At 32.1% G+C, this 25,854-nt stretch carries 14 protein-coding genes and 9 pseudogenes; 14 read left to right on the top strand and 9 right to left on the bottom strand.

Annotation, left to right across the window (positions count from 1 at the left end):
• Positions 1–20: 20 nt before the first annotated feature.
• The 7 genes and pseudogenes from JJC05_RS13440 to JJC05_RS13410 form a co-directional block, all read right to left on the bottom strand.
• A pseudogene (locus JJC05_RS13440) lies at positions 21–1,267 on the bottom strand (CinA family nicotinamide mononucleotide deamidase-related protein).
• 108 nt (positions 1,268–1,375) lie between these two features.
• The gene (locus JJC05_RS13435) at positions 1,376–1,723 is read right to left on the bottom strand and encodes an Hpt domain-containing protein (protein WP_235877624.1); all 348 of its coding nucleotides are present in this window, start codon (positions 1,721–1,723) and stop codon (positions 1,376–1,378) included.
• Positions 1,723–2,333 (bottom strand): annotated as a pseudogene (locus JJC05_RS13430) (fumarylacetoacetate hydrolase family protein). The gene JJC05_RS13435 and the pseudogene JJC05_RS13430 overlap by 1 nt, the downstream one beginning before the upstream one ends.
• 71 nt (positions 2,334–2,404) lie before the next feature.
• Positions 2,405–3,178 (bottom strand): 3'-5' exonuclease, encoded by a 774-nt coding sequence (locus tag JJC05_RS13425; protein WP_235877622.1) that lies wholly within the window; start codon positions 3,176–3,178, stop codon positions 2,405–2,407.
• Positions 3,179–3,278: 100 nt separating this feature from the next.
• Positions 3,279–4,587 (bottom strand): annotated as a pseudogene (locus JJC05_RS13420) (dihydrolipoamide acetyltransferase family protein).
• A 262-nt stretch (positions 4,588–4,849) separates the two neighbouring features.
• Positions 4,850–5,830, bottom strand: a pseudogene (locus JJC05_RS13415) (glycosyltransferase family 2 protein).
• A gap of 56 nt (positions 5,831–5,886) precedes the next feature.
• A complete protein-coding gene (locus tag JJC05_RS13410) occupies positions 5,887–6,288 on the bottom strand; it encodes a hypothetical protein (protein ID WP_105196025.1) in 402 nt (133 codons plus the stop codon).
• A 405-nt stretch (positions 6,289–6,693) separates the two neighbouring features.
• On the opposite strand from JJC05_RS13410, the gene JJC05_RS13405 reads away from it, so the two are divergent.
• The 3 genes from JJC05_RS13405 to JJC05_RS13400 all read left to right on the top strand — a co-directional run bounded on the left by JJC05_RS13405 (position 6,694) and on the right by JJC05_RS13400 (position 9,444).
• Entirely contained in the window at positions 6,694–8,358 is a 1,665-nt protein-coding gene (locus JJC05_RS13405) for an ABC-F family ATP-binding cassette domain-containing protein (protein ID WP_374226310.1), read from the top strand.
• A gap of 50 nt (positions 8,359–8,408) precedes the next feature.
• On the top strand, positions 8,409–8,567 hold the full coding sequence (locus JJC05_RS18940; RefSeq protein ID WP_374226309.1) for a hypothetical protein: 159 nt from the start codon (positions 8,409–8,411) through the stop codon (positions 8,565–8,567).
• Positions 8,568–8,661: 94 nt separating this feature from the next.
• Complete coding sequence (locus JJC05_RS13400; protein WP_235877619.1) at positions 8,662–9,444, top strand: O-methyltransferase; 783 nt, start codon at positions 8,662–8,664, stop codon at positions 9,442–9,444.
• A 27-nt stretch (positions 9,445–9,471) separates the two neighbouring features.
• Here the strand turns inward: JJC05_RS13400 and JJC05_RS13395 are convergent, their stop codons facing one another.
• Together JJC05_RS13395 and JJC05_RS13390 are read right to left on the bottom strand one after the other, a co-directional pair.
• A complete protein-coding gene (locus JJC05_RS13395; RefSeq protein ID WP_258929085.1) occupies positions 9,472–11,022 on the bottom strand; it encodes a DUF6029 family protein in 1,551 nt (516 codons plus the stop codon).
• A 142-nt stretch (positions 11,023–11,164) separates the two neighbouring features.
• Positions 11,165–11,647 carry a TlpA family protein disulfide reductase gene (locus JJC05_RS13390; protein WP_088394798.1) on the bottom strand — a complete coding sequence of 161 codons (483 nt, stop codon included), beginning with the start codon at positions 11,645–11,647 and terminating at the stop codon, positions 11,165–11,167.
• A gap of 87 nt (positions 11,648–11,734) precedes the next feature.
• Here JJC05_RS13390 and JJC05_RS13385 point away from each other — a divergent pair, with 87 nt between their 5' ends.
• The 11 genes and pseudogenes from JJC05_RS13385 to pafA all read left to right on the top strand — a co-directional run bounded on the left by JJC05_RS13385 (position 11,735) and on the right by pafA (position 25,753).
• Entirely contained in the window at positions 11,735–12,562 is an 828-nt protein-coding gene (locus tag JJC05_RS13385) for an Omp28-related outer membrane protein (RefSeq protein WP_235877617.1), read from the top strand.
• 115 nt (positions 12,563–12,677) lie between these two features.
• Positions 12,678–13,369: pseudogene (locus JJC05_RS13380) on the top strand (ABC transporter ATP-binding protein).
• Between the two features lie 239 nt (positions 13,370–13,608).
• Positions 13,609–16,535: pseudogene (locus tag JJC05_RS13375) on the top strand (M16 family metallopeptidase).
• Positions 16,536–16,779: 244 nt separating this feature from the next.
• Positions 16,780–17,457: a DUF6904 family protein gene (locus JJC05_RS13370; RefSeq protein ID WP_105196030.1), complete on the top strand. Its 678-nt coding sequence runs from the start codon at positions 16,780–16,782 to the stop codon at positions 17,455–17,457.
• A 140-nt stretch (positions 17,458–17,597) separates the two neighbouring features.
• Positions 17,598–18,166 (top strand): annotated as a pseudogene (locus tag JJC05_RS13365) (cob(I)yrinic acid a,c-diamide adenosyltransferase).
• A gap of 238 nt (positions 18,167–18,404) precedes the next feature.
• The gene (locus tag JJC05_RS13360) at positions 18,405–18,626 is read left to right on the top strand and encodes a DUF2795 domain-containing protein (protein ID WP_014166495.1); all 222 of its coding nucleotides are present in this window, start codon (positions 18,405–18,407) and stop codon (positions 18,624–18,626) included.
• 74 nt (positions 18,627–18,700) lie between these two features.
• A pseudogene (secA, locus tag JJC05_RS18455) lies at positions 18,701–22,062 on the top strand (preprotein translocase subunit SecA).
• Between the two features lie 292 nt (positions 22,063–22,354).
• Positions 22,355–22,870 carry a class I SAM-dependent methyltransferase gene (locus JJC05_RS13350; RefSeq protein ID WP_258929069.1) on the top strand — a complete coding sequence of 172 codons (516 nt, stop codon included), beginning with the start codon at positions 22,355–22,357 and terminating at the stop codon, positions 22,868–22,870.
• 93 nt (positions 22,871–22,963) lie between these two features.
• On the top strand, positions 22,964–23,365 hold the full coding sequence (locus tag JJC05_RS13345) for a hypothetical protein (protein ID WP_088393295.1): 402 nt from the start codon (positions 22,964–22,966) through the stop codon (positions 23,363–23,365).
• A 98-nt stretch (positions 23,366–23,463) separates the two neighbouring features.
• Positions 23,464–23,907 (top strand): DinB family protein, encoded by a 444-nt coding sequence (locus JJC05_RS13340; protein WP_235877614.1) that lies wholly within the window; start codon positions 23,464–23,466, stop codon positions 23,905–23,907.
• A gap of 210 nt (positions 23,908–24,117) precedes the next feature.
• A pseudogene (pafA, locus tag JJC05_RS13335) lies at positions 24,118–25,753 on the top strand (alkaline phosphatase PafA).
• Positions 25,754–25,854 lie beyond the last annotated feature (101 nt).

Here is a 25,854-nt window from a genome sequence, read left to right as displayed (position 1 = left end):
CGATTAAACAAACTATTTTATTATTTTTTTAAAATTTCTTTATACAACATTTCAAGCCCCTTATTTACAGCTCTTTCTATTACTTTTTCTCTTGGTTGTCCTAGCTCATATTTTTCCACGACTATCTTTTCAGGTGTTGCAATTGCTATATATACTATCCCCAGATCTGCATCTGATTCTCCTTTAGAAGGCCCTGCATTTCCTGTTGTAGCAATTGCGAAATCTGTTTTCAACAACTCTTTTACATTTTTCACCATCATTTGAGCTACCTGCTCACTTACTACTGAATATTCGTTAATAACAGCACTATCTACGTTTAACAACATTTTTTTTACATCTGTAGCATAACTTACAATCCCTCCTTTAAAATAAGCAGAAGCTCCTGCCGTTGTCGTCAGTAAAGAAGCTATCTTCCCTCCTGTACAACTTTCCGCAACTGATAGAGTCATTTTTTTTTGAGTTAACAACCTTCCTAACATAACTTCAATTGTTTCTCCTTCATCCAACCCCACTAAACAATCTTGTATCAAAGGTTTTATTTTTTCGACTTCCAAAGCCACTCTTTCTTTTAATTCCTGTTCATTAATGCCTCTTGCCGTCAATCTGAGTTTTACCTGAAAAGGACTAGGTAAATAAGCCAATTTAATAAAATCTGGCAGCTTATTTTCCCACTCTTCAATTCGTTCAGCTAACAAACTTTCTCCCACTCCATAAGTCATCAATGTTTGATGATAAATATAAGGACGATCAAACCTATTTACTAATTTTAACACTACCTCATCATCCATCAAATGCTTCATTTCATAGGGAACTCCGGAAGAGAAATAAAAACTGTCTTTCCTTTTTCCATCCACATTCCAGGTGCTGTTCCTACTTGATTAAATAGTACTTTGCATTTAGAAGGCACTAACGCTTGATCTTTATTTAATTGAGTTATAGGTCTTTTAAAATAATTTTCAATCATTTTGGTTACATGTCTCAGCACTTCTTCATCACAAACTAAAACATCATCTAAATATTCACATAGTGTTTTTTTTGTAATATCGTCCTTTGTAGGACCTAAACCACCTGTTATAACAACAACATCTACTTGATCTTGTAAGTAGGAAAGTGTTTTTAAAATATGTTTTTTATCATCAGAAATAGACAGCATTTCCACTGTCTGAATACCTATTTTATCTAAAGATTTTGCTATATAAGCAGAGTTTGTATCTGTAATTTGGCCAATTAATATTTCATCTCCTATAGTTATGATAGCTGCTTTCATCCTTTTTATTTATTTTCTTTTACAAATATCAAAAAAAACAAGGATCAAAGGATTCTGATCGTTATCAAAACTCCTTTAAATCCTTGTTTTTCAATCAAGTAATTTTTATTAAAATTTGAAATCTTTTTTCACTTCATCTAAAGCCGCATTTATTCTAGCTTTTAAACTTTTATAAATTTCTTTAATTTCCTTCTTTTTTCCTTTATCGCGTGTCCATTGCTCAATTTGAAGAATTTCTTCTTTGGCAGCTTCCATTCCTAACAAATCCAAAGTCGGTTTTGTCTTATGCGCATACCCATAAGCTTTAGCATAATCTTTTTCTTCAATACCTTCTTTTATCTGTCTTACATCTTCTGGAACTTCTTCTATAAAAAGAGTAATTATTTGACGTACAAAATCATCATCATCATCATCTGAAATTGCATATACTTTTGCTAAATTATAATGAATAGCCATTATTTAACCTGAATCTTAAATAGTTGTTTATTTTCTAAATATCCTTCCAAAATATCATTTGGATTTACTTTAGCAACTCCTGCAGGAGTTCCCGTAAAAATAACATCACCTGTTTTTAAAGTAAAATATTGCGAAACGTAAGCAATGATTTCATCTATCTTCCAAAGCATTTGATTTGTATTGCCTTGTTGAACAATTTGTGAGTTATTTCTTAATTCAAAGTTAATATTTTCTAACGAACTAAAATTTTTTTCGATAAAAAGTCACCTATTACCGCTGAACCGTCAAATGCTTTTGCTATTTCCCACGGTAAACCTTTCTCTTTTAATTTTGCTTGTAAATCTCGGGCAGTAAAATCAATTCCTAAACCTATTTCCTCATAATATTTATGAGCAAATTTAGCATCAATATACTTTCCTACTTTATTTATTTTAACCAAAACTTCTACTTCATGATGAATATCATCACTAAAATCAGGCAAGACAAAAGGAAACTGTTTGGGCAAAATAGCGGTATCCGGTTTCATAAAAACTACTGGCTCAATCGGACGTTCATTATTAAGTTCAGCAATATGGTCAGTATAATTACGACCTATACAGATTATTTTCATTTCTCAAGTAATTAGTGATAAGTGATCCGTAATTAGCTCCTATTCACTATGCGCTAATCACGCTTCACTTTTTACTGTTTTGTATTTAATTTTCTCAATTTAATCCCTGTTAATACTTTTTTAGTGTATAAAGGAAAATCAGCATTTTGGATCCATCCAAAATACCACGGTTCTTTATCAAAAACCTCTTCAACTAAGGCTCCTTTATGTTTACCAAAAGCAAAGATTTCTTGTCCTTTTTCATTTAAAGCAATAAAACCTGCAAAATCAACTGATTTTTTACGGGTTGTATACTCTGACAATATCTTCATATCGTTTTCTAAATCAGGATAACGATCTAGCTGTGCTTTCAAGATTTCGTAAGTGGCATTGGTATCCGCTTCTGCGCTATGTGCATTTTCCAAAGATTGATTGCAATAGAATTTGTATGCAGCACTCAATGTACGTTCTTCTTTTTTATGAAAAATAGTTTGAACATCAACAGAAACTCTATTTTTCATATCAAAATCAACTCCTGCACGTAGTAATTCTTCTGCTAATAAAGGAATATCAAAACGATCCGAATTAAATCCTGCTAAATCAGAATCTTTTATCATACTATGTACTTGACTAGCTAATTCTGAAAAAGTAGGCTCATTTGCTACTTTTTGATCTGAAATACCATGAATGGCAGCTGCTTGTACTGGAATAGGAATAGTAGGATTTACCAACCATGTTTTACTTTCTTTATTTCCATTTGGAAAAACTTTTATTATTGAAATTTCAACAATTCGATCTTTTGAAATATCTGTCCCTGTAGTTTCTAAGTCAAAAAAACAAATCGGACGATTTAATTTTAACTCCATTAATTTATTATTCGGTTAATAGTACAAAGATATAAATCTGGAAAACAAAAAATCCAAATAAGTTTCCTTATTTGGATTTTTATTTTATTTATATAACAAATTATATTTCTCGATTAAGATCCCAAGCTTCTAATATATCAGCTACTCGTTTTACAAACATACCTCCAAGAGCTCCATCTACCACTCTGTGGTCGTATGAATGTGAAAGGAACATTTTTTGACGGATCCCAATAAAATCTCCTTCTGGCGTTTCAATAACAGCAGGTACTTTACGAATGGCTCCTAAGGCTAAAATACCAACTTGTGGTTGATTTATAATAGGCGTTCCAAATACTGACCCAAAGGATCCTACATTGGTTACAGTATAAGTTCCTCCTTGTGTATCATCAGGTTTTAACTTACCTGCTTTAGCACGGTTACCTAAATCATTTACCGCTTTAGTCATTCCTACTAAATTTAACTGATCTGCATTTTTAATTACAGGCACAATTAGGTTTCCGTTAGGCAATGCAGCCGCCATACCTAAATTAATATTTTTCTTTTTAATGATATAGTCTCCATCTACTGAAATATTCATACCGGAAAATCGCGTAATGCTTTAGCAACAGCCTCCATAAAGATTGGAGTAAAAGTTAACTTTTCTCCTTCTCTTTTTCGAAAGCATTTTTAACCTTATCTCTCCATTTCACAATATTTGTAACATCTACTTCAATAAATGACTGTACGTGAGCTGAAGTCTGAACGGACTCCACCATGTATTTAGAAATAAGTTTACGCATTCTATCCATTTCTACCATTTCATCCGCACCGTTTACCGATACTGGAACGGCTTGTATAGCAGAAGCTGTAGCAACTGGTGTTGCTTTTACAACTGTAGATACTACTGACTGATCTCCTCTATTTTTGATATAATTTAGAATATCTTCTTTATTTACACGTCCTTCTTTACCTGTACCTTGTATAGACTCTAATTCTACTAAAGAAACACCTTCTTCTTTTGCAATATTTTTCACTAATGGTGAAAAGAATTTATCAGAAGCTGAAAAATCTACTGAAGCAACTGTTTCTTTAGCCACTTCAACCGCTTTAGTTACTTCACTAACTGCTACAGCTACTGGCGCTTCAGTTGCGGTAGTTGTTCCCCCTTGCGAGGTTAGGGGGCTATCTCCTTCAGTTTGAATAATAGCAATGGTTTGACCTACTTGTACCACATCGTCTTTTTGAAATAAAATCTCAACTAACGTTCCTGCTACCTCACTTGGCACTTCACTATCTACTTTATCAGTAGCTATTTCAAGTACCGCTTCATCCATATCAATGTGGTCGCCCACATTTTTTAACCAATTGGTTACAGTTGCTTCTGCAACACTCTCACCCATCTTGGGTAATTTCAATTCAAACTTTGCCATATCTTTAAACTCAAGTTGTGTTTTCTTATCTAAATTGCAAAATTAACAATTATTTTGATTAATAATTTCGTTTAATATAATTTTTACCTCAACAAAAGAACTTCTCCTTTATCGTTACTACTATTACTTCCTAATATAAAATCGGAATTCATTGGAAGAATCTTGAAGGTAAAACCACTATTCTTATTTTTTTCTAAAAATGTAATAATTTCTTTAAAAGAAAAACTATTATTATCTAGTAAAACTTCTATTTTATTTTTAGTTAGATAGCTATGCGAAAATAAGGGATTTTGTTCAATATCATTAATCTGTGTACATTTTTTTTTAGTACGTTGGCGATTTTTTCGCCTATTTTTTCATTTTTTGTATACAAAATATACTCCGCTATATTGTAAAAAATTTGTTTTTGTTGTTTGCTTTTTAGTAATGCAAAAAATATGGCCCCTACTTTCATTAGAATTTTAAAGAAAAAAGCCCCTCCAAAATGCTTATTATAAAAAAACTGCATCGCATCACTAAAATGTTTGATATATTTTCTGTCTCTCAAAGTACTTTCTCCCTTATAATGTATGATGCTTGTATCATGGTAATAATAATTTTGAAATCCTTCTTTTTGCACCAAATAACTTAAGTCTATGTCATCGGAATACATAAAACAACCTTCATCAAACCCTCCCACTTTTAGATACAATTCTCGCTTCATTACCATAAAAGCACCAACTAAAACATCTATTTTCCCTGATTTATTTTCACTCAAATGTTGGGCATAGTATTGATTAAAGCATTTGTTCTTAGGAAATATTTTATATAATCCTAAAATTTTAGTACTGGCAACCCAAGGAGTAGGCAATCCTCTTTTACTTTCTGGCAAAAAATTCCCCGTCCCATCTATCAACTTGCAGCCTATTATACCTGTATCTGATTTCCAATTTTTAGCGTTTAATATCTTAAAAAAAGTATCTTCTGCCACAACAGTATCGGGATTTAGAATACAAATATATTTTCCTCGTGCTTGTTTTACTGCTATATTATTTCCTTTTGGAAAACCATAATTTTTTTCATTTTGAATAAGCTTTATTCACGGGAATTTTTCTTTCATCATTTTACAACTATCATCAGAAGAATTATTATCGACTACTATAATTTCACTATCAATATCTTGAAGCGCTTTTTGAACACTTAAGACACATAGCTCTAAAAAATAGCGCACATTATAACTGAGAATGATGACCGAAAGTTGCATAATACAAATATGTAACTTTATATTCTATAAAAAAAGCCGATAAATCGGCTTTTTAATTATTGCATTACAAATTCTATTTTCTTATTATCTTCTGTTAAGGTTCCTTTCCCTCCTGTTTCTTTTGTCATCCAAGATATTTTTCCATCTGAATAAACAGGATTTCCACTATCTTCTCCTTTCTTTTCTAATCGTTTAAATTGCTCCCCTTCTTTTAACTGAATTTCAAGAGATCCTTTCTCTTTTTCAAATTCTGGGGTATAAATAATTTTCAAACTTCTTTTTCCATCTACACTCTTGTAACTTGTAGTGTCAGAATTTTCAATCATTTCAACTTCATCTTTGTTGTATTGATCTACTTTTTCTTGTGTTACTTCATTTTCTTTTGTGTTTGATTCTGATTCTTTTTTGCAGCTAATAAAAGCAGACATTAGCAGTACTCCGATAATTACTTTTTTCATATTTATTATTTGATTTTAAATTTTCTATTTTAATCAAGAAGATCATTTTCCGAATAATTCTTTTGAACTATTGATCGTTTTATTTTCTTCTATTTTTCTAACTTTATTTAAGACTCTTTTTTTTACTTGAACAAGATCTGACTTTTTTTGATATTCTCAAAACAATGTTTATTTCTTACATCAAAATCTATGCTAATTTTAAACTTAACTTTACTCTTTTGTATTATATAAACGAATATTCTTCTTAGGATAGTATAAAATTATTTGATAAAATAATATTTTAATCATGAAAGAAATAAATATTGTGAAAAATATTTTAGTAAGATAGTAAACTGTTAATCTATAATTTTTAGAATATTATATTTTGCAATGTTTTATTTAACATTACTTTTGCTAAAAAAAGTTGTGAATTACCTTTCAGTTGAAAATATATCAAAATCTTACGGCGAACGTGTTTTGTTTAAAGATTTATCATTTGGAATAAATAAAGACCAAAAAATAGCTTTTGTAGCTAAAAATGGAACAGGAAAAACCTCTATTCTTCGTATTATAACCGGAGAAGACACACCTGATAGCGGTCAAATTATAATGCGAAAAGAAATCCGTATGGCCTTTTTATCGCAAGAACCTAACTTACAAAACGAATTGACTATTGAGGAAAGCATTTTTGCTAGTGACAATGAAATTCTGAAAGTTATTGAACAATATGAAAAGGCGATTTTAAATCCTGAAAATGAGGAAGCGTATCAAAAAGCTTTTGACAATATGGACCGCCATAATGCTTGGGATTTTGAAACCCAATACAAACAAATTCTTTTCAAGCTAAAACTAGAGGATTTAAAGCTAAAAGTTAAAAACTTGTCGGGTGGACAAAAAAAGCGTTTAGCATTAGCTATCATTCTAATCAACAAACCCGATTTATTAATTCTGGATGAGCCAACCAACCACTTGGATTTAGAAATGATTGAATGGTTGGAAAATTATTTTGCCAAAGAAAACATTACATTATTCATGGTGACACACGATCGTTTTTTCTTGGAACGTGTGTGTAATGAAATCATTGAGTTAGAAAACGGAAAAATATACCAATACAAAGGAAACTATTCCTATTATTTGCAAAAGAAGGAAGAGCGTATTGCATCTGAAAATGCGAGCATTGATAAGGCTCAAAACCTTTTTGTAAAAGAATTAGAATGGATGCGTCGCCAACCGAAAGCGCGTACTACCAAATCGAAATCACGTCAAGACGATTTTTATGTGATTAAAGAAAAAGCAATGAGTCGCCGTAAGGAGAACGTAGTGGAATTAGAAATCAATATGGAACGTATGGGAAGTAAGATTATCGAGCTTCACAAAGTTTCTAAAAAATTCAATGAACGTGTTATTCTAAATGGTTTTGATTATACATTTAACAAAGGTGAACGTATTGGTATTATTGGTAAAAATGGTACTGGAAAATCGACTTTCTTAAATATTCTGACCCAAACCATACAACCTGATAACGGTAAAGTGGTTATCGGAGAAACCATAAAAGTGGGTTACTACACACAAGCGGGTATCAATCCTAAGCCTGAGCAAAAAGTAATTGATATTATTAAAGAATACGGGGAATATATTCCTTTAACCAAAGGGAGAACGATTTCTGCAGGAGGTTTATTAGAACGCTTTTTGTTTGACCGTAAAAAACAACACGACTACGTAGAAAAATTAAGCGGTGGCGAATTAAAACGTTTATATCTATGTACGGTTTTAATCCAAAATCCGAATTTCTTAATACTAGATGAGCCTACAAACGATTTAGATATCGTAACGCTAAATGTACTTGAAAACTTCTTATTGGACTACCCCGGTTGTTTGTTAGTCGTGAGTCACGACCGTTACTTTATGGATAAAATTGTAGACCATTTATTTGTATTTAGAGGACAAGGAGAGATAGAAGATTTCCCCGGAAATTATTCTGATTTTAGAGCGTATGAAGATAGTAGTAGCCCCCAACCCCCAAAGGGGGAGTTGACGAAACGCAAACTGCGAAGTCTAATTGGAAAGAAAAACAAGTTAAACAAGGCTTAACCTTCCAAGAACAAAAGGAATTCCAAAAAATTGAACGCGAAATCAAAGATTTGGAAGCTAAGAAAAAAGAAATTGAAGATTTATTTTCAAATGGAAGTGTGGCTGATGACCAAATTGAAACAAAAGCAAATGAATTGCAAAAAGTAATTCAGAAATTGGAAGCTAATGAAGAACGTTGGTTTGAACTTTCTATGAAGATGGAAGAATAGTTTCACAAAGTGACACGAAGTCCTCACAAAGTCACACAAAGTTTTTATTTTATATTTACTTTGTGTTTCTTTGTGGCAAACTTTGAGAAACGCTGTGTTACAAATAATAAAATCATATCTAAAATTTCTTTGGAAATCCACCAACCAACACGGAGTTCACTCCCCTTTTGTATTTAGTTTAGTAACCAAATGCTTTTACGACAAAACCCACTATTCTGAATACAATATCTTAAAAGAATACCGAAAAAGTCTTTTACAAAACCATGAAACCATTGAAGTAACCGATTTTGGCGCGGGTTCACGTGTTTTTAAATCGAATAAAAGACCAATTTCTGCGATTGCTAAAAATGCTGGAATCTCTCCTAAAAGAGCCGAATTATTATTTCGTGTAGTGCGTTATTTTCAACCTGAAACTATCTTAGAAATTGGCACTTCGTTAGGATTAGCAACCTCAGCCTTGTCATTAGGCAATCCCAAAGCTAAAATTACTACTTTAGAAGGATGCACAAACATAATTGCAATTGCAATAAATCAATGTCAATTGCAAAACTTCAACAACATTGATTTTGACAATACAGAATTTTCAAATTATCTAAATCAAATTCTCCCTTTTAAGACTAGAGGGCTTGAACTAATCTATTTCGACGGTAACCACTCTAAACAAGCTACACTAGAATATTTCAATTTATTACTCCCAACAATATCTAACGATTCGATTTGGATATTTGACGATATTCATTGGTCTGCTGATATGGAAGAAGCTTGGGAAACAATAAAAAAGCATGAAAAAGTAACCGTTACCATTGATACTTTTCAATGGGGTTTTGTATTTTTTAGAAGGGAACAAGAAAAAGAGCATTTTATCATACGAATATAATTCATGCTCTTTTATTCTTTATTTTATTTAAAAAGCAGTGTTGATATTTAATGACAATCCACTACTTTCAGGAACCATTCTGCAAACACCTCCTACACACATTAAACCTCCTCTTTGCCTTCCATAAGCTAATTGAATACGGGTTGATTTTTGTCTAAACACACCACCAAAACTATAATAATGTTGACGTTTTTCTACATCTTCATTACCATAATTATAAAGATCTGTTAGATATAAAGAAATTTTTTGATTAAAATTAAATTCAAAAGTACCTCCTCCCCAATTCTTTTTATCAGAATCAGCCCAAAGATGTTCTGCTAAAATTCTTAATGACTGATTTTTATTTTTAAACTTATAAGTTCCTTCTAAACCTATGTTATTAGTCTTAACAAGTCCATAAGTTTCTTCAATCAACTTTTTATTATAATACTGATTTATATAAACAAAATTCATTGTGAGATTATCATTAATTTTTTTATCAATTTCTATATTGTAATCAGTAAAATATTTTTGTCCCAAACTAAAAAAATCAGTTTTATAATCTCTAGGATTATAAAAAGAATATTTGCCTGCCAAACCAAACCAACTAGATGCGTTTAAAGCTATTTTTGTTCCATATTTACCTCCTAAACTAGATCCTTTTTTAAAGTTATAAAATATATCTATTTGCCCTCCTATTTCTCCTGCTTTTAAAATTGCTTCATCTGGCATTGAAACATTAGATTGTGCTTGATAAACATAAATATTGGCTAAATTATTATGATGTTGTTTTGTTAAACTAGGAACAAAATTTATTATTTTGTCATTGTACGAATTACCTTTTGCTTTTCTCTCTGAAAAGAAGCTCATATTTTCTAATCTTCTAAACGTTGCATCAATACCAAATCCTTTTTTTGAAAATCCAGTATTTATTAAAAGAGCAGACCCTGATTTTATAAAATCTTCTTCTATTTCCCCAAATTCTACTATAGCATCAGGCGACTTATAATCATATTCTGTAGCAATATAAAAGGCTCCTTTTGAAAAATTTAATCTACCTGAATAAGCATTTGTTAAACTCAAAAATTTAGGGCGAATTACGTCTGTTAATTCATTTCTACCTACATAACTAAAACCAATCTCAAGTGTAAAATAGTCTTCATTAAATAAATTGGTGATATCAATATCTGTATTAAAACCATAAATATCCGAATTTGCTACTTCAAAACCTGTTCGTTGTTTACCATATAATGCCGTTAATGAAATAAAATCAAATGGCTTATAACTTATTTTACCTCCTCTTAAAGCGTTATTAATTCCTAAAGCTCTATCTTCCCAAGTTCTTAGAATCAAACCGCTACCAAATTGTTGATAAAAATAACCTGCTGTTACATCTAATTTATTTGATTTATAATTTAAAAAATAGGTCCCAATATTTGTTTTTTCATATTTGGGATTAAAATTCAACAACGCATTATCAACATAAGATTCTGTTTGAACACCTACAGTAAATCGTTTGTAATTATAATTAAGTCCTAAATAATTATTTGAACGTATTGGATAATCAGGATGATTAATTTTCAACTCTTTATCATTCAAATACCATTGTCCATTTGACTCAAAAAAGCCAAATACTTTTCCATACTCTTTTTAGGTGCTTCTTCTGTTGTTCCTTCTTGAGCAAATGAGAATATTGAAGGGAATAAACAACAAAATAAAATTATTTTTTTATACATGAGATTTATAAAGTCTTTAATTTGTTATACAATTCTTGTTCACTTCCCGGTGTATATCCATTTTGGATGTAAACAACTTTCCTATTTTTAACAACCATAGTAAAAGGAGGGTTAACAACTCCCATCGCTCTTTTAAAATCTTGATTAGTATCTAATAAAACTTTATATGTCCATTCTTTTCCTTTTACTAAAGGTTTTACTCTCTTTTGTGTTCTTGTATCGTCTATTGATACAGCTATAATTTCAAAATTTAAATTTTGCTTCCATTCTTCTTGAATCTCATTCATTTCTTCTAATTCTTTAATACAAGGACCACACCATGTTGCCCAAAAGGTAAAAACATATAATTTATCCTTTTCTTCAAAATCTTTTTGAATAGAAAATTCTTTACTATCCAAATCTTTTAATACGATATTGGGTATTTTTTGTTGAGCAAGGGCACTACTTGCTATAAAGAAAAAAAACAAATTTTTAAATACTTTTAACATAAGATTTTTTTTACGATTTTTTTTGCTAAAGTATTTTTTTTTATCATCTTCGCAAATATTTATTTTAATTAACTCAAAAATAATATTATGAAATTTTCAAAAATATTATCATTTCTTGCTGTTTTTTCACTATTAGCATGTAGTAAAGAAAATGAAACAAAAGAGTCTACACCCCAAGCTATTGTTGATAATCAAACACCTTCTGCTTCTTCAAAATTCATCAAAAATGTCCTTATTGAGGATTATACAGGTACTTGGTGCGGATGGTGTCCTAGAATAAGTTATAGTACTACAAAAGTAAAAGAAAACACATCCAAAGTTGTAAGCGTAGCAATACATAGAGGCTCTAGTGGCGGCGGATTTGACCCTTATAACTACTCAGGAACTTTACCTGCTGTAATTAAAAGTTTCCCAACTGGTATACTTAACAGAAAAATTGAATGGAAATCACCTCAAAACAATAATATTAATCAAGTAGTTGACTTAACTAATGACAATACTGATTTAGGAATTGCAATGAACTCAACTGTTGATTCAGAAAAAATAAATCTAAGTATAAACATTAAAGCTACTAAAGATTATAGCAATCTTAAACTCGTAGTTTATATTGTTGAAGACGGTCTAATATCCAACCAAGCAAATTACACTAATTTCTACGTAAGCGATTCTGTAATAAAAGATTTTGTTCATAATGATGTTTTAAGAGAATGCTTAACAAATATATACGGTGATCCTGTAGAAACAATAAAAGCAAACAATACCGTAACTAAAAATTTCAACATTCCTTTATCAAGAAATGTACAAAATAGCAAAAAAATGAGATTTGTAGCGATGATTTTAAACAATGATGGTGAATCATTAAATGTTAGAGAGGTTTCTCCTAATGTTAAACAACTTTTTGAAGTTACTCAATAAGACTACATATCTTTTCAGAAGAGGCTTAAGTAAAAATAACTTAAGCCTCTTTTTTTCATCTACAACTGTAACATATTTTGTTTTTAGATACTAATTGTAAAAAGTATTCACAAAAATGGATAAATCATTAATCAAAATATCAGATATCAAACGTGATTTTCAATTAGGAGACGAAACTATCCATGTTTTAAAAGGAATTGATTTACATATCAAAAAAGGTGAATATGTTGCTTTAATGGGGCCTTCTGGTTCTGGAAAATCAACATTAATGAATATTTTAGGATGTTTAGATACACCTACATCAGGAGAATATATTTTAAACAAAAAGATGTTTCCAAAATGAAAGATGATGAATTGGCTGAAATCCGCAATAAAGAAATTGGTTTCGTGTTTCAAACTTTTAATCTTTTACCACGAACTACTGCACTAGACAATGTGGCATTACCTATGATTTATGCAGGTTACTCAAAATCAGACAGAACAAAACGAGCAATAGAAGTTCTTAATCAAGTAGGATTAGGCGATCGTATGGATCATCAACCCAATCAACTTTCAGGTGGACAACGCCAACGTGTGGCTGTAGCAAGAGCTTTAGTTAACAAACCTTCTATTATATTAGCTGATGAGCCCACAGGCAATTTAGATAGTAAAACCTCTATTGAAATCATGAAACTATTTGATGCTATTCACGCCAACGGAAACACCGTTATACTAGTAACTCATGAGGAAGATATTGCCCAACACGCCCATAGAATTATCCGCTTAAAAGACGGATCTATTGAAAGTGACAAGAGTAATAAACGTTAATTTTTATTATTCCTTTTTCATCCAAATTATGCTTTAAAAATTTATTATAGATTAAAATGACTTGAAATCTAAAAAAGTATACTTTTTGTCCTCGATGTAATAAAACTGCATCTTCAATAAAAATTTTTCGTACATTTTTATATTCTTTGTCTTTTTCATCTTCATCACAAAATCAATCACGTAGTCTGAATTTAATCTCAAAATAACTATTTCTGATCTTTAAATTAATTTAACTAACAATGCTAAGTAAAATCAAATTTATTTTAATGGCTACTGTTTTTTCAACAGTTGCTTTAGCTCAAAGTCAGCATCAATGGAAAGATGCTTCTGGTAATGGATACCATTACAAATACGTTACAAACGACCCTACTAAAGCTCGTTTTTATACCTTAAAAAATGGTTTGACTGTTATTTTGAGTCCAACCAACAAAGACCCCAGAATTCAATGTTATGTGGCTGTAAAAGCAGGTAGTAAAACAGACCCTGCAACCAATACAGGTTTAGCACACTACTTAGAGCACATGTTATTCAAAGGAACAGATAAATACGGTTCATTAGATTGGGCAAAAGAACAAGTCGAATTAAACAAAATTGATGCCTTATACGAGCAATACAACAAATCAAAAGACGAGGCGCAACGTAAAGCCATTTACAAAAAAATTGACTCGGTTTCTGGTGTGGCTAGTAAGTACGCTATTGCTAATGAGTACGACAAAATGATGTCGGCTATGGGCGCACAAGGCACTAACGCATTTACTTCATTTGAGCAAACCGTATATACAGACGATGTACCGAGTAGTTCTATTGATAAATATTTAGCGGTACAAGCCGAGCGTTTCCGTAATCCTGTTTTACGTATTTTCCACACCGAATTGGAAGCCGTTTACGAAGAAAAAAACCGTACTTTGGATAACGACGGACGTAAAGTATTCGAATCTTTGTTTGCCAATTTATTCAAAAACCACAACTACGGTTTACAAACTACTATCGGTACGGTGGAACATCTAAAAAACCCATCATTAGTAGAAATTCGTAATTATTTCAATAAATTTTACGTTCCTAATAATATGGGGATTATCCTTTCAGGCGATTTCAATCCTGATATGATGATTGCTAAAATTGACAAAGCTTTTGGTTATATGCAAAATAAGCCTGTAGCTAAATATACTTTCCAACCCGAAAACCCTATCTCAGCTCCTATAGTAAAAGAAATTGTAGGTCCCGATGCAGAAAGTGTAACATTAGGTTACCGTTTACCGTGTAATAAAGATAAAGATGCCTTATTAGCTGACTTAGTAGGACAAATTTTAACCAATGGAAAAGCCGGTTTATTAGACTTAAACTTAGTTAAAAAACAACGTTTATTAAGAGCTAGTGCTTTTACCTATTCATTAATTGATTACGGAATTTTATATTTCTCTGCTTCGCCAACTAATGGACAATCGCTTGAAGAAGTAAAAACATTGGTTTTAGCAGAAATTGAAAACTTGAAGAAAGGTAATTTTGATGATAACCTAATTCCTTCTATCATCAATAATATCAAAAAATCGAAAATCTACGAAACTGAAAAATATGGTGACAGAGCAGGTACTTTAATGGATGCTTTTACATCTGAATTAGATTGGAGAGACCAAGTGGCGTATGTAAATGATTTATCAAAAATCAAAAAAGAAGACATCGTAGCTTTTGCAAATAAATATTTAGGAGAAAACTATGTGGCTATCTTAAAACGTAAAGGAGAAGCTCCAACTAGCAACAAAATTGAAAAACCTGCTATCACTCCAGTAGAAACAAATGCAGATAAACAATCTGATTTTGTTAAAATGGTAAATGATATGCCAAGTACACCTGCACAACCTGTTTTCTTAGATTTTGACAAAGACATCCAAAAATCAAAAATGGGTAAAGCAGAAGTATTATACGTTGCTAACAAAGACAATGATATTTTCCGTTTAAAATACCGTTACAAAATGGGTTCATTAAACGATTTAAAACAAGCTATCGCCTCACAGTATGTTCAGTTTTTAGGAACAGACAAAATGACGGCTGAGGAAATTTCAAAAGAATTTTACAAAATTGCTTGTAGTTTCAGCGTGAGTACTAACGAAGAATACACTATTGTTGCGATTGAAGGATTACAAGAAAACTTCGAAAAAGCAGTAAAACTTTACGAAGACCTTATTACAGGTATCAAGGCGGATGAGAATGCCTTAAAAGCCTTAAAAGCACGTTTAGCAAAATCACGTAAAGATGCTAAAGCAAACAAAGGCGCTATCTTACAAGGTTTAACAAGCTACGCTCAATTTGGTCCAAAAAACAAATTCAACAATACGCTTTCTGACGCAACCTTGGAAACTATGACTGCTCAAGAATTAGTGGACCGCATCAAAAATTTAAACCATTACGAGCAAACTGTAATTTACTACGGCCCACAACCGTTACCAGCTGTTGTAGATAAATTAAAAACAATGCACACCGTACCCGCTACTTTCGCTACAGCTCCTGCCATGAAAGAATTCAAACAAGTTGTACAAACGGCTAACCAAGTTTTATTTACCGATTACGACATGGTGCAAGCGGAAACACGTTGGGTTAGAAACACAGACAATTATGATGTAAACAAAACACCAATTGTAAATGTTTTCAATAGCTATTTTGGTGGTGGTATGGGCTCTATCGTATTCCAAACTATCCGTGAAAGTAAAGCCTTAGCTTACAGTACTTACGGTTATTATGTTGCACCACAAAAGAAAGACCAAAACTATTACATGATGAGTTATGTGGGGAGTCAAGCGGATAAATTCAATGAAGCTACAACTGCCATGAATGAATTATTAACTAAAATGCCTGAATTACCCGTTAATTTAGATTTAGCTAAAACAGGTGTTAAAAAGACATTCAAACCGAGCGTATCACGCAGGATAATATCATCTTCACGTATTTAGCCAACAAGCAATTAGGCGAAACATCTGATATTAGAAAAAGAGTCTACACAGCAGTTGACGCTATCACCATGCAAGATGTTAAAAATTTCCACAGCACTAACTTAGCAGGCAAACCCTATACCTATGCTATCGTAGCTTCTGAGAAAAAAGTTTCTTTAGAAGACATGAAGAAATTAGGTGAAGTGAAAAAGATTTCGTTAGAAGAACTTTTTGGCTACTAAAAAAACTTCAAACATAATTTTTAAAAGACCATTTCGAAAGAGTGGTCTTTTTTTTTCTTAACATCAAAAAAGAACGATACAGACTAGTATAAATATTGAAATTTGATTTTAAAAAGAAAGGCTTTGGTTTTTAATTCCTATTTTTGATTCGGAAAAGATTTAACCGCAAAGGTCGCGAAGCATTACGCGAAGTACATCAAGAAGTAATACAAAAACTAAAAAAAACATTCAAAAACAAAGCTAGATGATTTATATAATACCAACAAAAAGAGGAATTGGAGTAGAACTATGGGGCAACTACGAAGATTTTAAAAACTTATATAGTTTTATTAGTCAATTTTGGAATAGAGAGAATACTTTAACTAAAGAAGATTTTAAAAATAGAGATACTTTGTTATCTAGTTTCTCTTACGAAATAAGGAAAGCAAAGGATGGCAACAGGTTAACAAGAGAAGCAAATCACTTTTCAAATGAAAAACAAGAATACTTAGGTTGTCAATTTTCTTGGGTTCATTTTATTTTTTCCCTAACTGCATTAAAATATAATATGCGTTATCAAGAAACAACTAAATATGATATATCTCAAATACTACTGATTGAATTTTGGTTAGAAAAAGCGATGAAAAATTATGATGAAATTGGCTCAGCATCTTTAGTCGGATATATCGAAGGTGGGATTCACGGAGGAAATGAATTAATCTATCAATACATGAAAAGTATCAACTTAGATTTCTTTTTACTTGGAGGAGGCAAAAAAGCTTTTAGAAAACTACCTAAACTCTTACAGAAAGGTGTTTTTTTAACTCATGAATACAATGAATATCAAAAACTTTTAGAAGAAGACGCTAAACGTCTGAACTGTAAAATGTACGAACTAGAAGTCAATGACGATTTTTTTGACTACGATAAAATTAAATGGTAAATCCTATATTGTTCCCATTTTTTTATGTACAAACACCCGATAAACAATATTAACTTCATGCACTTCTGTGAAACAAAACTCTTACACTTCTAACCTTCTAAACTCATAAACCTATAAACTTTTAAACTTTTAAACTCAAAATGAAAGTATACACAAAAACAGGCGATAAAGGAACCACAGCCCTATTTGGAGGCACACGCGTTCCCAAACACCATATTCGAATTGAAAGCTATGGCACAGTAGACGAATTAAATTCCTACATTGGACTCATACGCGACCAAGAAATGAATCCGCTATACAAAGCCGTTCTTATAGAAATACAAGACCGTTTGTTTACGTTAGGAGCCATTTTAGCCACTCCACCCGAAAAAGAAGTCCTAAAAAATGGACAAAAGCGTTTACAAAACTTAGGCTTAACCGAAACCGATATCGAATATTTAGAAAACGAAATCGATAAAATGGAAACCGATTTGCCACCTATGACACATTTTGTACTTCCGGAGGGCATACCACGGTGTCATATTGTCATATTGCGCGCTGTGTATGCCGTCGTGCCGAGCGTTTAGCCACCCAATTACACGAAGAAGAACCCACAGATGAACTTGTTTTAAAATACTTAAACCGACTTTCTGACTATCTTTTTGTACTGGCACGAAAGTTGTCACACGATTTGAATGCAAATGAAGTACCTTGGATACCTAGAAAATAATTTTGGATTGAAAATTCACATTCAAAACAAATTTATAAACTAAACAAAAGTTCTTACTTCATAGTCTATTTCAGGTTTAATAAACGATTTTTTTAATGTTAAACTAACACAGAAGCAAACATTAAACTTAAAATTATTAATCTAAATAAGTTCTTAAAAATTAGCTGAAAATAAATCAAAAAAAACTTGATTTTTTGAGTAGAAAAATTATATTTGCACAAATTAAAATTTTACAGAGATGTATTGGACATTAGAATTAGCATCATATTTAAGCGATGCTCCATGGCCTGCTACCAAAGACGAATTAATCGACTACGCCATCAGAACTGGCGCGCCTCTTGAGGTGGTAGAAAATTTACAGTCTATCGAAGATGAAGGAGAAATTTATGAATCGATGGAAGAAATTTGGCCAGATTATCCATCAGACGAAGATTATCTTTGGAACGAGGATGAGTATTAAGCATAAACCTACTAAAAAAGTCTCTTAAGAGGCTTTTTTTTTGGTATTTTTACACACATTTTAAAACAAAACGTATGAGTTTCATTAACAACATATTAAAGGTTTTTGTAGGTGATAAATCACAAAAAGACATCAAAGCCATTCAGCCTATAATTAACAAAATTAGATCTTTTGAAGGTCCACTAAGTTCATTAACAAATGATGAATTACGTGCTAAAACTTTTGAGTTTAAAGAAAAAATAAAACAAGCTCGTGCCGAAAAAGATACTAAAATTTCGCAATTAAAATCAGAAGTAGAAAGCATTGAAGATATAGACGCAAGAGAAGATGTATATACTGAAATTGACAAATTAGAAAAAGAGGCTTATGAAGTGTCTGAAAAAGTGCTAAATGAAATTTTAGCAGAAGCCTTTGCTGTTGTAAGAGAAACTGCTCGTCGTTTTAAAGAAAACACGCAAGTACGTGTAAAAGCTACCTCCAAAGACCGCGAATTATCTGCTAATAAAGCTTATATTACTATTGAAGGAGAAGATGCCTTATGGTCTAACTCTTGGGAAGCCGCAGGAAAAACGGTAACCCGGGACATGATTCACTACGATGTTCAGATGATTGGTGGCGTGGTATTACATCAAGGAAAAATTGCCGAAATGCAAACAGGAGAAGGTAAAACTTTAGTAGCAACACTTCCTCTATACCTAAACGCTCTAACAGGAAATGGTGTACATCTCGTAACGGTTAACGACTATTTAGCAAAACGAGACAGCACTTGGAAAGCTCCATTATTTGAATTTCACGGACTAACAGTAGATTGTATTGACAATCATCAACCCAATACTGAAGCACGTCGTAAAGCTTATGAGGCAGACATTACGTATGGTACCAATAACGAATTTGGCTTTGACTATTTACGCGATAACATGGCTCATACACCTGATGACTTAGTACAACGCAAACACAATTTTGCTATTGTGGATGAGGTAGACTCTGTATTAATAGACGATGCACGTACCCCTCTTATCATTTCGGGTCAGGTAGTAGATGGTGATCGTCACGAATTTAATGAACTAAAACCTTTCATTGATAATCTTGTTGCTATCCAACGTCAATTAGCAAACGGCTTTTTAGCAGAAGCAAAACGTTTATTTAAAGAAGGAAATACTAAAGATGCTGGATTTAATTTATTAAGAGCACATCGTGCATTACCTAAGAACAAAGCCTTAATCAAATTCTTATCAGAAGAAGGAACAAAACAATTACTTCAAAAAACAGAAAATGAGTATATGGCTGATAACAACCGTAAAATGCCTCAAGTAGATGAAGCTTTATACTTTGTTATCGAAGAAAAAAATAATCAAGTTGAATTAACCGAAGGAGGTATTAAAGAATTATCTAAAAATACTGATGACAAATTCTTTGTATTACCTGACATAGGAACCGAAATTGCGGTTATAGAAAAATCAAATCTTTCAAAAGAAGAAGAAGCAGAAAAAAAGAAGCTTTATTTGCCGATTTTTCAGTAAAGAGCGAACGTATCCACACCTTAACACAATTACTAAAAGCCTACACTCTATTTGAAAAAGATACTGAGTATGTAATTATGGAAGGCGAAATTTTAATTGTAGACGAACAAACAGGTCGTATTATGGATGGTCGTCGTTATTCAGATGGTTTACACCAAGCAATTGAAGCAAAAGAAAACGTTCATATTAAGGAAGCTACCCAAACCTACGCTACGATTACCCTACAAAACTACTTCCGTATGTACAACAAATTAGGAGGTATGACCGGTACTGCCGTAACAGAAGCAGGCGAATTTTGGGAAATTTACAAATTAGATGTAGTCGAAATCCCTACCAATAGACCCATTGCTCGTCAAGATAAAGAAGATTTAATTTACCGCTCAGTTCGTGAAAAATTTAACGCAGTAGCTAATGATGTACAAGAATTAGTAGCACAAGGTCGCCCTGTATTAATTGGTACTACATCCGTTGAAATTTCTGAATTATTAAGTCGTATGCTTAAAATGAAAGGCATTCAACACAATGTATTAAACGCTAAAATGCACAAACAAGAAGCGCAAATTGTAGCAGAAGCAGGTAAGCTCGGCGTTGTTACAATTGCTACCAATATGGCTGGTCGCGGTACAGACATTAAATTAAGCGACGAAGTAAAAGCAGCAGGTGGTTTGGCTATTATTGGTACTGAACGTCATGACTCGCGTCGTGTAGATCGTCAGTTACGCGGTCGTGCAGGTCGTCAAGGAGACGTTGGTAGTTCACAATTCTATGTGTCTTTAGAAGACAACTTAATGCGTTTATTTGGTTCTGACCGTGTGGCTAAAATCATGGACAGAATGGGCCTAAAAGAAGGTGAAGTAATTCAACATTCTATGATGACTAAGTCTATCGAAAGAGCACAGAAAAAAGTAGAAGAAAACAACTTTGGTGTACGTAAACGTTTATTAGAATATGACGATGTAATGAACTCACAACGTGAAGTTGTATACAAACGTCGTCGTCACGCCCTACACGGAGAGCGCTTGAAACTGGATATTGCCAACATGATTTATGATGTATGTGACAGTATTGTAGAGAAAAATAAATTAACAAAAGATTTCAAAAATTTTGAATTTGAATTAGTACGTTATCTATCTATTACATCTCCAGTAACAGAAACCGATTTTGCCAGTTTAAATGAAACTAAGATAACGGCGCTTGTTTACAAATCAGCTAGTGAATATTATCAAAACAAAAATAATCGCGACGCAAACGAAGCATTTCCTATTATACGAAATGTTTTTGAAAACCCCGATAATCATTTTGAACGTATCGTAGTTCCTTTTACAGATGGAATAAAGGGAATGAATGTTGTAACAGATTTAAACAAAGCATACGAAACACAAGGAAAACAATTAATTGCTGATTTTGAAAAAAGCATCACATTGGCCATTGTAGATGAAGCTTGGAAAAAGCACCTACGTAAAATGGACGAATTAAAACAATCGGTACAATTGGCCGTTCACGAACAAAAAGACCCGTTACTAATTTACAAATTTGAATCCTTCAATTTGTTTAAAACTATGTTGGAAGGTATCAACAAAGAGGTTATTTCATTCTTATTTAAAGCGGATTTACCACAACAAAATACTCAAATCCAAGAGGCAATAGACGAAATACAACAAGATCATTATATAGAAAGCAAAGAAGAGGTATTAAATATGGAGGAACAAGCTGAGCGTCATAGAGATGCAGTACAAAATGTAAATGCTCCTCAACAGCATACAATTACCGAAACTATTGTTCGTGATCAACCAAAGATTAACCGTAACGATGAAGTTACCATCAAAAACGTGTTAAGCGGTCAAACAGAAACCATGAAATTCAAAAAAGCGGAGCATTTATTAGCTTCTGGTCAGTGGGTTTTGGTTCAAAACTAGTTTAGTTTTCAGTAATCACTGTTCAGTTGATTAACAGAATAAATAAAATCCCTAATTACGGTTGTAGTTAGGGATTTTTGATATAAAAGTGAAGTCTAAAAACTCTTGAATTAACGAAGTACAAAATCGTATCGTATATTTTTTGTAAAATTGCAACAATTTTACAACTAACGACATGCACCCCACCTGCCCACTTTGCCATTCCCACACCTCTCCGTTTCACAACATCAAAAACCGTGAATACTTTCAGTGCTCCAACTGTCAAGCTATACTATTACATCCCGAGCAGTATATGACCACACAGGAGGAAGAAAATCACTATCGTTTTCACAACAATGATGTAACCGACCTAGGTTATCTCAATTTTGTGTCCCCCATAACTAATGGCATATTACACGATTTCGCCCCTTCACACTGCGGTTTGGATTTTGGCGCAGGAACAGGTTCAGCAGTAAGTAAAGTATTGCAGGACAATGACTACTCCATTACGTCATACGACCCCTTTTTTCATCCCTTTCCAGATGTTTTAACACAACAATATGATTTTATAGCCTGTTGCGAAGTCGTGGAGCATTTCCACCATCCCGACAAGGAATTTGAATTATTACACCAACTTCTAAAACCTGCTGGCAAATTGTATTGCATGACGCATGTGTACAGTCCTGAAATTGATTTCGAAAAATGGTATTATAAAAACGATACGACCCACGTGTTTATGTATCAAAAAGAAACAATTGAATGGATTACAAAAACCTTTGGTTTTTCAAATTTCAATATTACAAACCGATTAATTATCTTTACTAAATAATTTCTTAACATACAAAAAACACTCTTACCCTATAAAACACTATCAAAAGGGCTATTTCTATTACCCCTAAATATTAAAAAAATTATTGATTATATGACACCTTATAATGAAACTTATATACGTTTTTTAGACTTAGTAAAAGAAAGCATTACCCATAAAACCTTTGCTAAACTAACATTAGCTAAAACTATTGGCAACCCTGAATTACAAAATATCTATATCAAAGTAACTCAAATAGAAGATCAACTAAAACTATTAGTGACCCACAAAATATATAAAGAAGGACTTCAAGAAATTGAAAAAATAGTAAATTTAGAGGAATTAGAAATCGAAACGATTCCTTATATTCAAAATCCTTTTATGTCTGCCCTATTATTCACATCGGAAGCTGACATAACTATGAAAATAAACAAGAAAAGAGTGGCTTCCATCATTGAACAACCGCCTACTTTTAAGAATGCAGATCCTCTTTTTTTAACCTTATCATTTAAATAATCTTTAAAACTAAAACACACTATGAACAATCCGTTTATTTACGAAAATGCACCTGCTTATTTTCATTCTTTTTTGATCTTATAGAGTCCGATCATTTAATGGAAGAATTAGAAAAAAGCAAAAATTTCACTCTTGCTTTAATAGATAGCATAACTCCTGAAATGGAAAATTTTGCTTATGCTCCAGATAAATGGACTACTAAGGAAGTCCTTCTTCATATCATAGATGCTGAAAGAATACTTACTTATAGAGCATTGCGTTTTTCCCGATTTGATGCTACAGAACTAACAGGCTTTGACCAAAACAAATACATCCAAAATCTCAAATCAGTAAATTATAAATTAAGTGACTTACGAGAGGAATATATAAACGTAAGGAATGCTACCATTAGTCTCTATAAAAATATGACAGAAGAAATGTTAGATTTCAAAGGAGTCACAAACCCAATTATTTTGACTGCTCGATCATTAGGATTTATGGTCGTTGGACATAATGTACACCACGCACAAGTAATTCAAGAAAAACACATTTCTTTGTTTTAACCCATAAAACAAGGTTAAACAAACTAATATTGAATCATACAGAATGCCAATTCAATTTAAATAATATTGAAGTAAAAAAAGTAATAAGTTAAAAAATACTAATATATTGGTTTTCCTAAAATTAAAAGAAAATTTTATCACAAAAAAATCATACCACTTTCACTTCATACATTAGATTTATAATTAAATTTGCGAGCTAATTTTTTAAAAATGAAAAAACTTTTCAACGTATATTTTTTAATATTGAGTTTAGCGGTTAGTGCACAAACCTCTAAAATCAATGCAGAAGTAAAACGACCAAAACTTGTGGTTGGAATTGTAGTCGATCAAATGAAAATGGAATACTTAAACCGTTTTTATAGCGATTTTTCAGAAGGCGGTTTCAAACGTTTATTACGTGATGGCTTTACTTACCACAACATGCACTATAATTACATGCCTACTTTTACAGGCCCCGGGACATGCTTCCATTTACACAGGAACCACACCTGCGATACACGGAATTGTAGGAAATGAATGGTTTAATAAAGCCACAGGAAAAAATCTGTACTGTACAGATGATACAGAAGTATCTACAGTAGGTAATGGCACTGAACAAGAAGGAAAAATGTCTCCCAAAATTTTACAAGCATCAACCATTACAGACGAACTAAAATTAAGTACCAATTTTAAAGGAAAAGTAATTGGCGTAAGCGTTAAAGATCGTGGGGCAATTTTACCTGCTGGACATTTTGCAGACTGGGCTTTTTGGTTTAGTAAAACTGGAAATTTCATTTCTAGTACATTTTATGGCAAATCATTACCTACTTGGGTCACCCAATTTAACAATGAAAAAAATTATGAAAAATACGTTAACCAAAATTGGGACTTACTAAAAGATAAAACAACTTACAATGAAAGTTTACCAGATGATAACCCATACGAAGGAAAACTAAATAAAAAACAAGCTTTTTTTCCTTATTCCCTTTCTGAATTAACAAAACCAGGAGATGTAGGAATTTTAAGAACTACTCCTTTTGGAAATAATTTCTTAGCTGATTTTGCTCAAAAAACAATAGAAAATGAACAACTAGGAAAAGATGAAGACACTGACTTTTTAACTGTTAGTTTTTCAGCTACTGATTATATTGGTCACATGTATGGTCCACGTTCTATTGAATTACAAGATACTTATTTACGCTTAGACCAAACATTAGCAAGCTTTTTACATTATTTAGACCTTAACGTAGGCAAAGACAACTACTTACTTTTTTTAACAGCGGATCACGCAGGTGCTGAAAACGTTATGCACCTAAAAGACAATCGCTATGATGTAGAAGACACCAACGAAAAAAATATAGAACACGCTATAGCGGAATTTACAAAAACACAATTCGGCGAAAACTTATTACTGTTATACGATTCTTTTAATGTATTCTTAGACAAAGCAAAAATTAAAGAAAAAGGCTTAGAACTTAGCAAAGTTAAAAATGCCGTTAAGGAATTTTTATATACACAAAAACATGTTAAAAGAGTATATGATGAAAACGAAATTATAGCAGGTTCTGTAGCTGACAACTATTTAAATTTTGTATCTAAAGGTTATGACCCCGTTCAAAATGGTGAATTGATCATTGTAGACAAACCCGCTTATATGCAATACCAAACTACAGGAACTTCTCATGGCTCACCTTATAGTTATGATACACACGTACCTTGCTTATTTTATGGTTGGGGAATAAAAAAGGGAGAAAATTTTGATAAAAAGGACATTACTCAAATAGCTCCTACCCTAGCCCTAAAACTAAAAACAACTTTACCTAATAGCACAGATGCTATACCATTAACCGAAATTCTTCCTAAATAATAAAAAAAGCGTCTTTTCAAAAGACGCTTTTTTTATGTTTTAATCTCCTACTAAACCAATTCGTATAACGAACTCTAAAACTTTCTTATTTTTGTTCCCTA

The organism is Flavobacterium davisii (assembly GCF_019565505.1).
GTDB lineage: Bacteria > Bacteroidota > Bacteroidia > Flavobacteriales > Flavobacteriaceae > Flavobacterium > Flavobacterium davisii.
The sequence above is the reverse complement of the archived record's forward strand: the minus strand, read 5'-3'. Positions and strand labels throughout refer to the sequence as shown.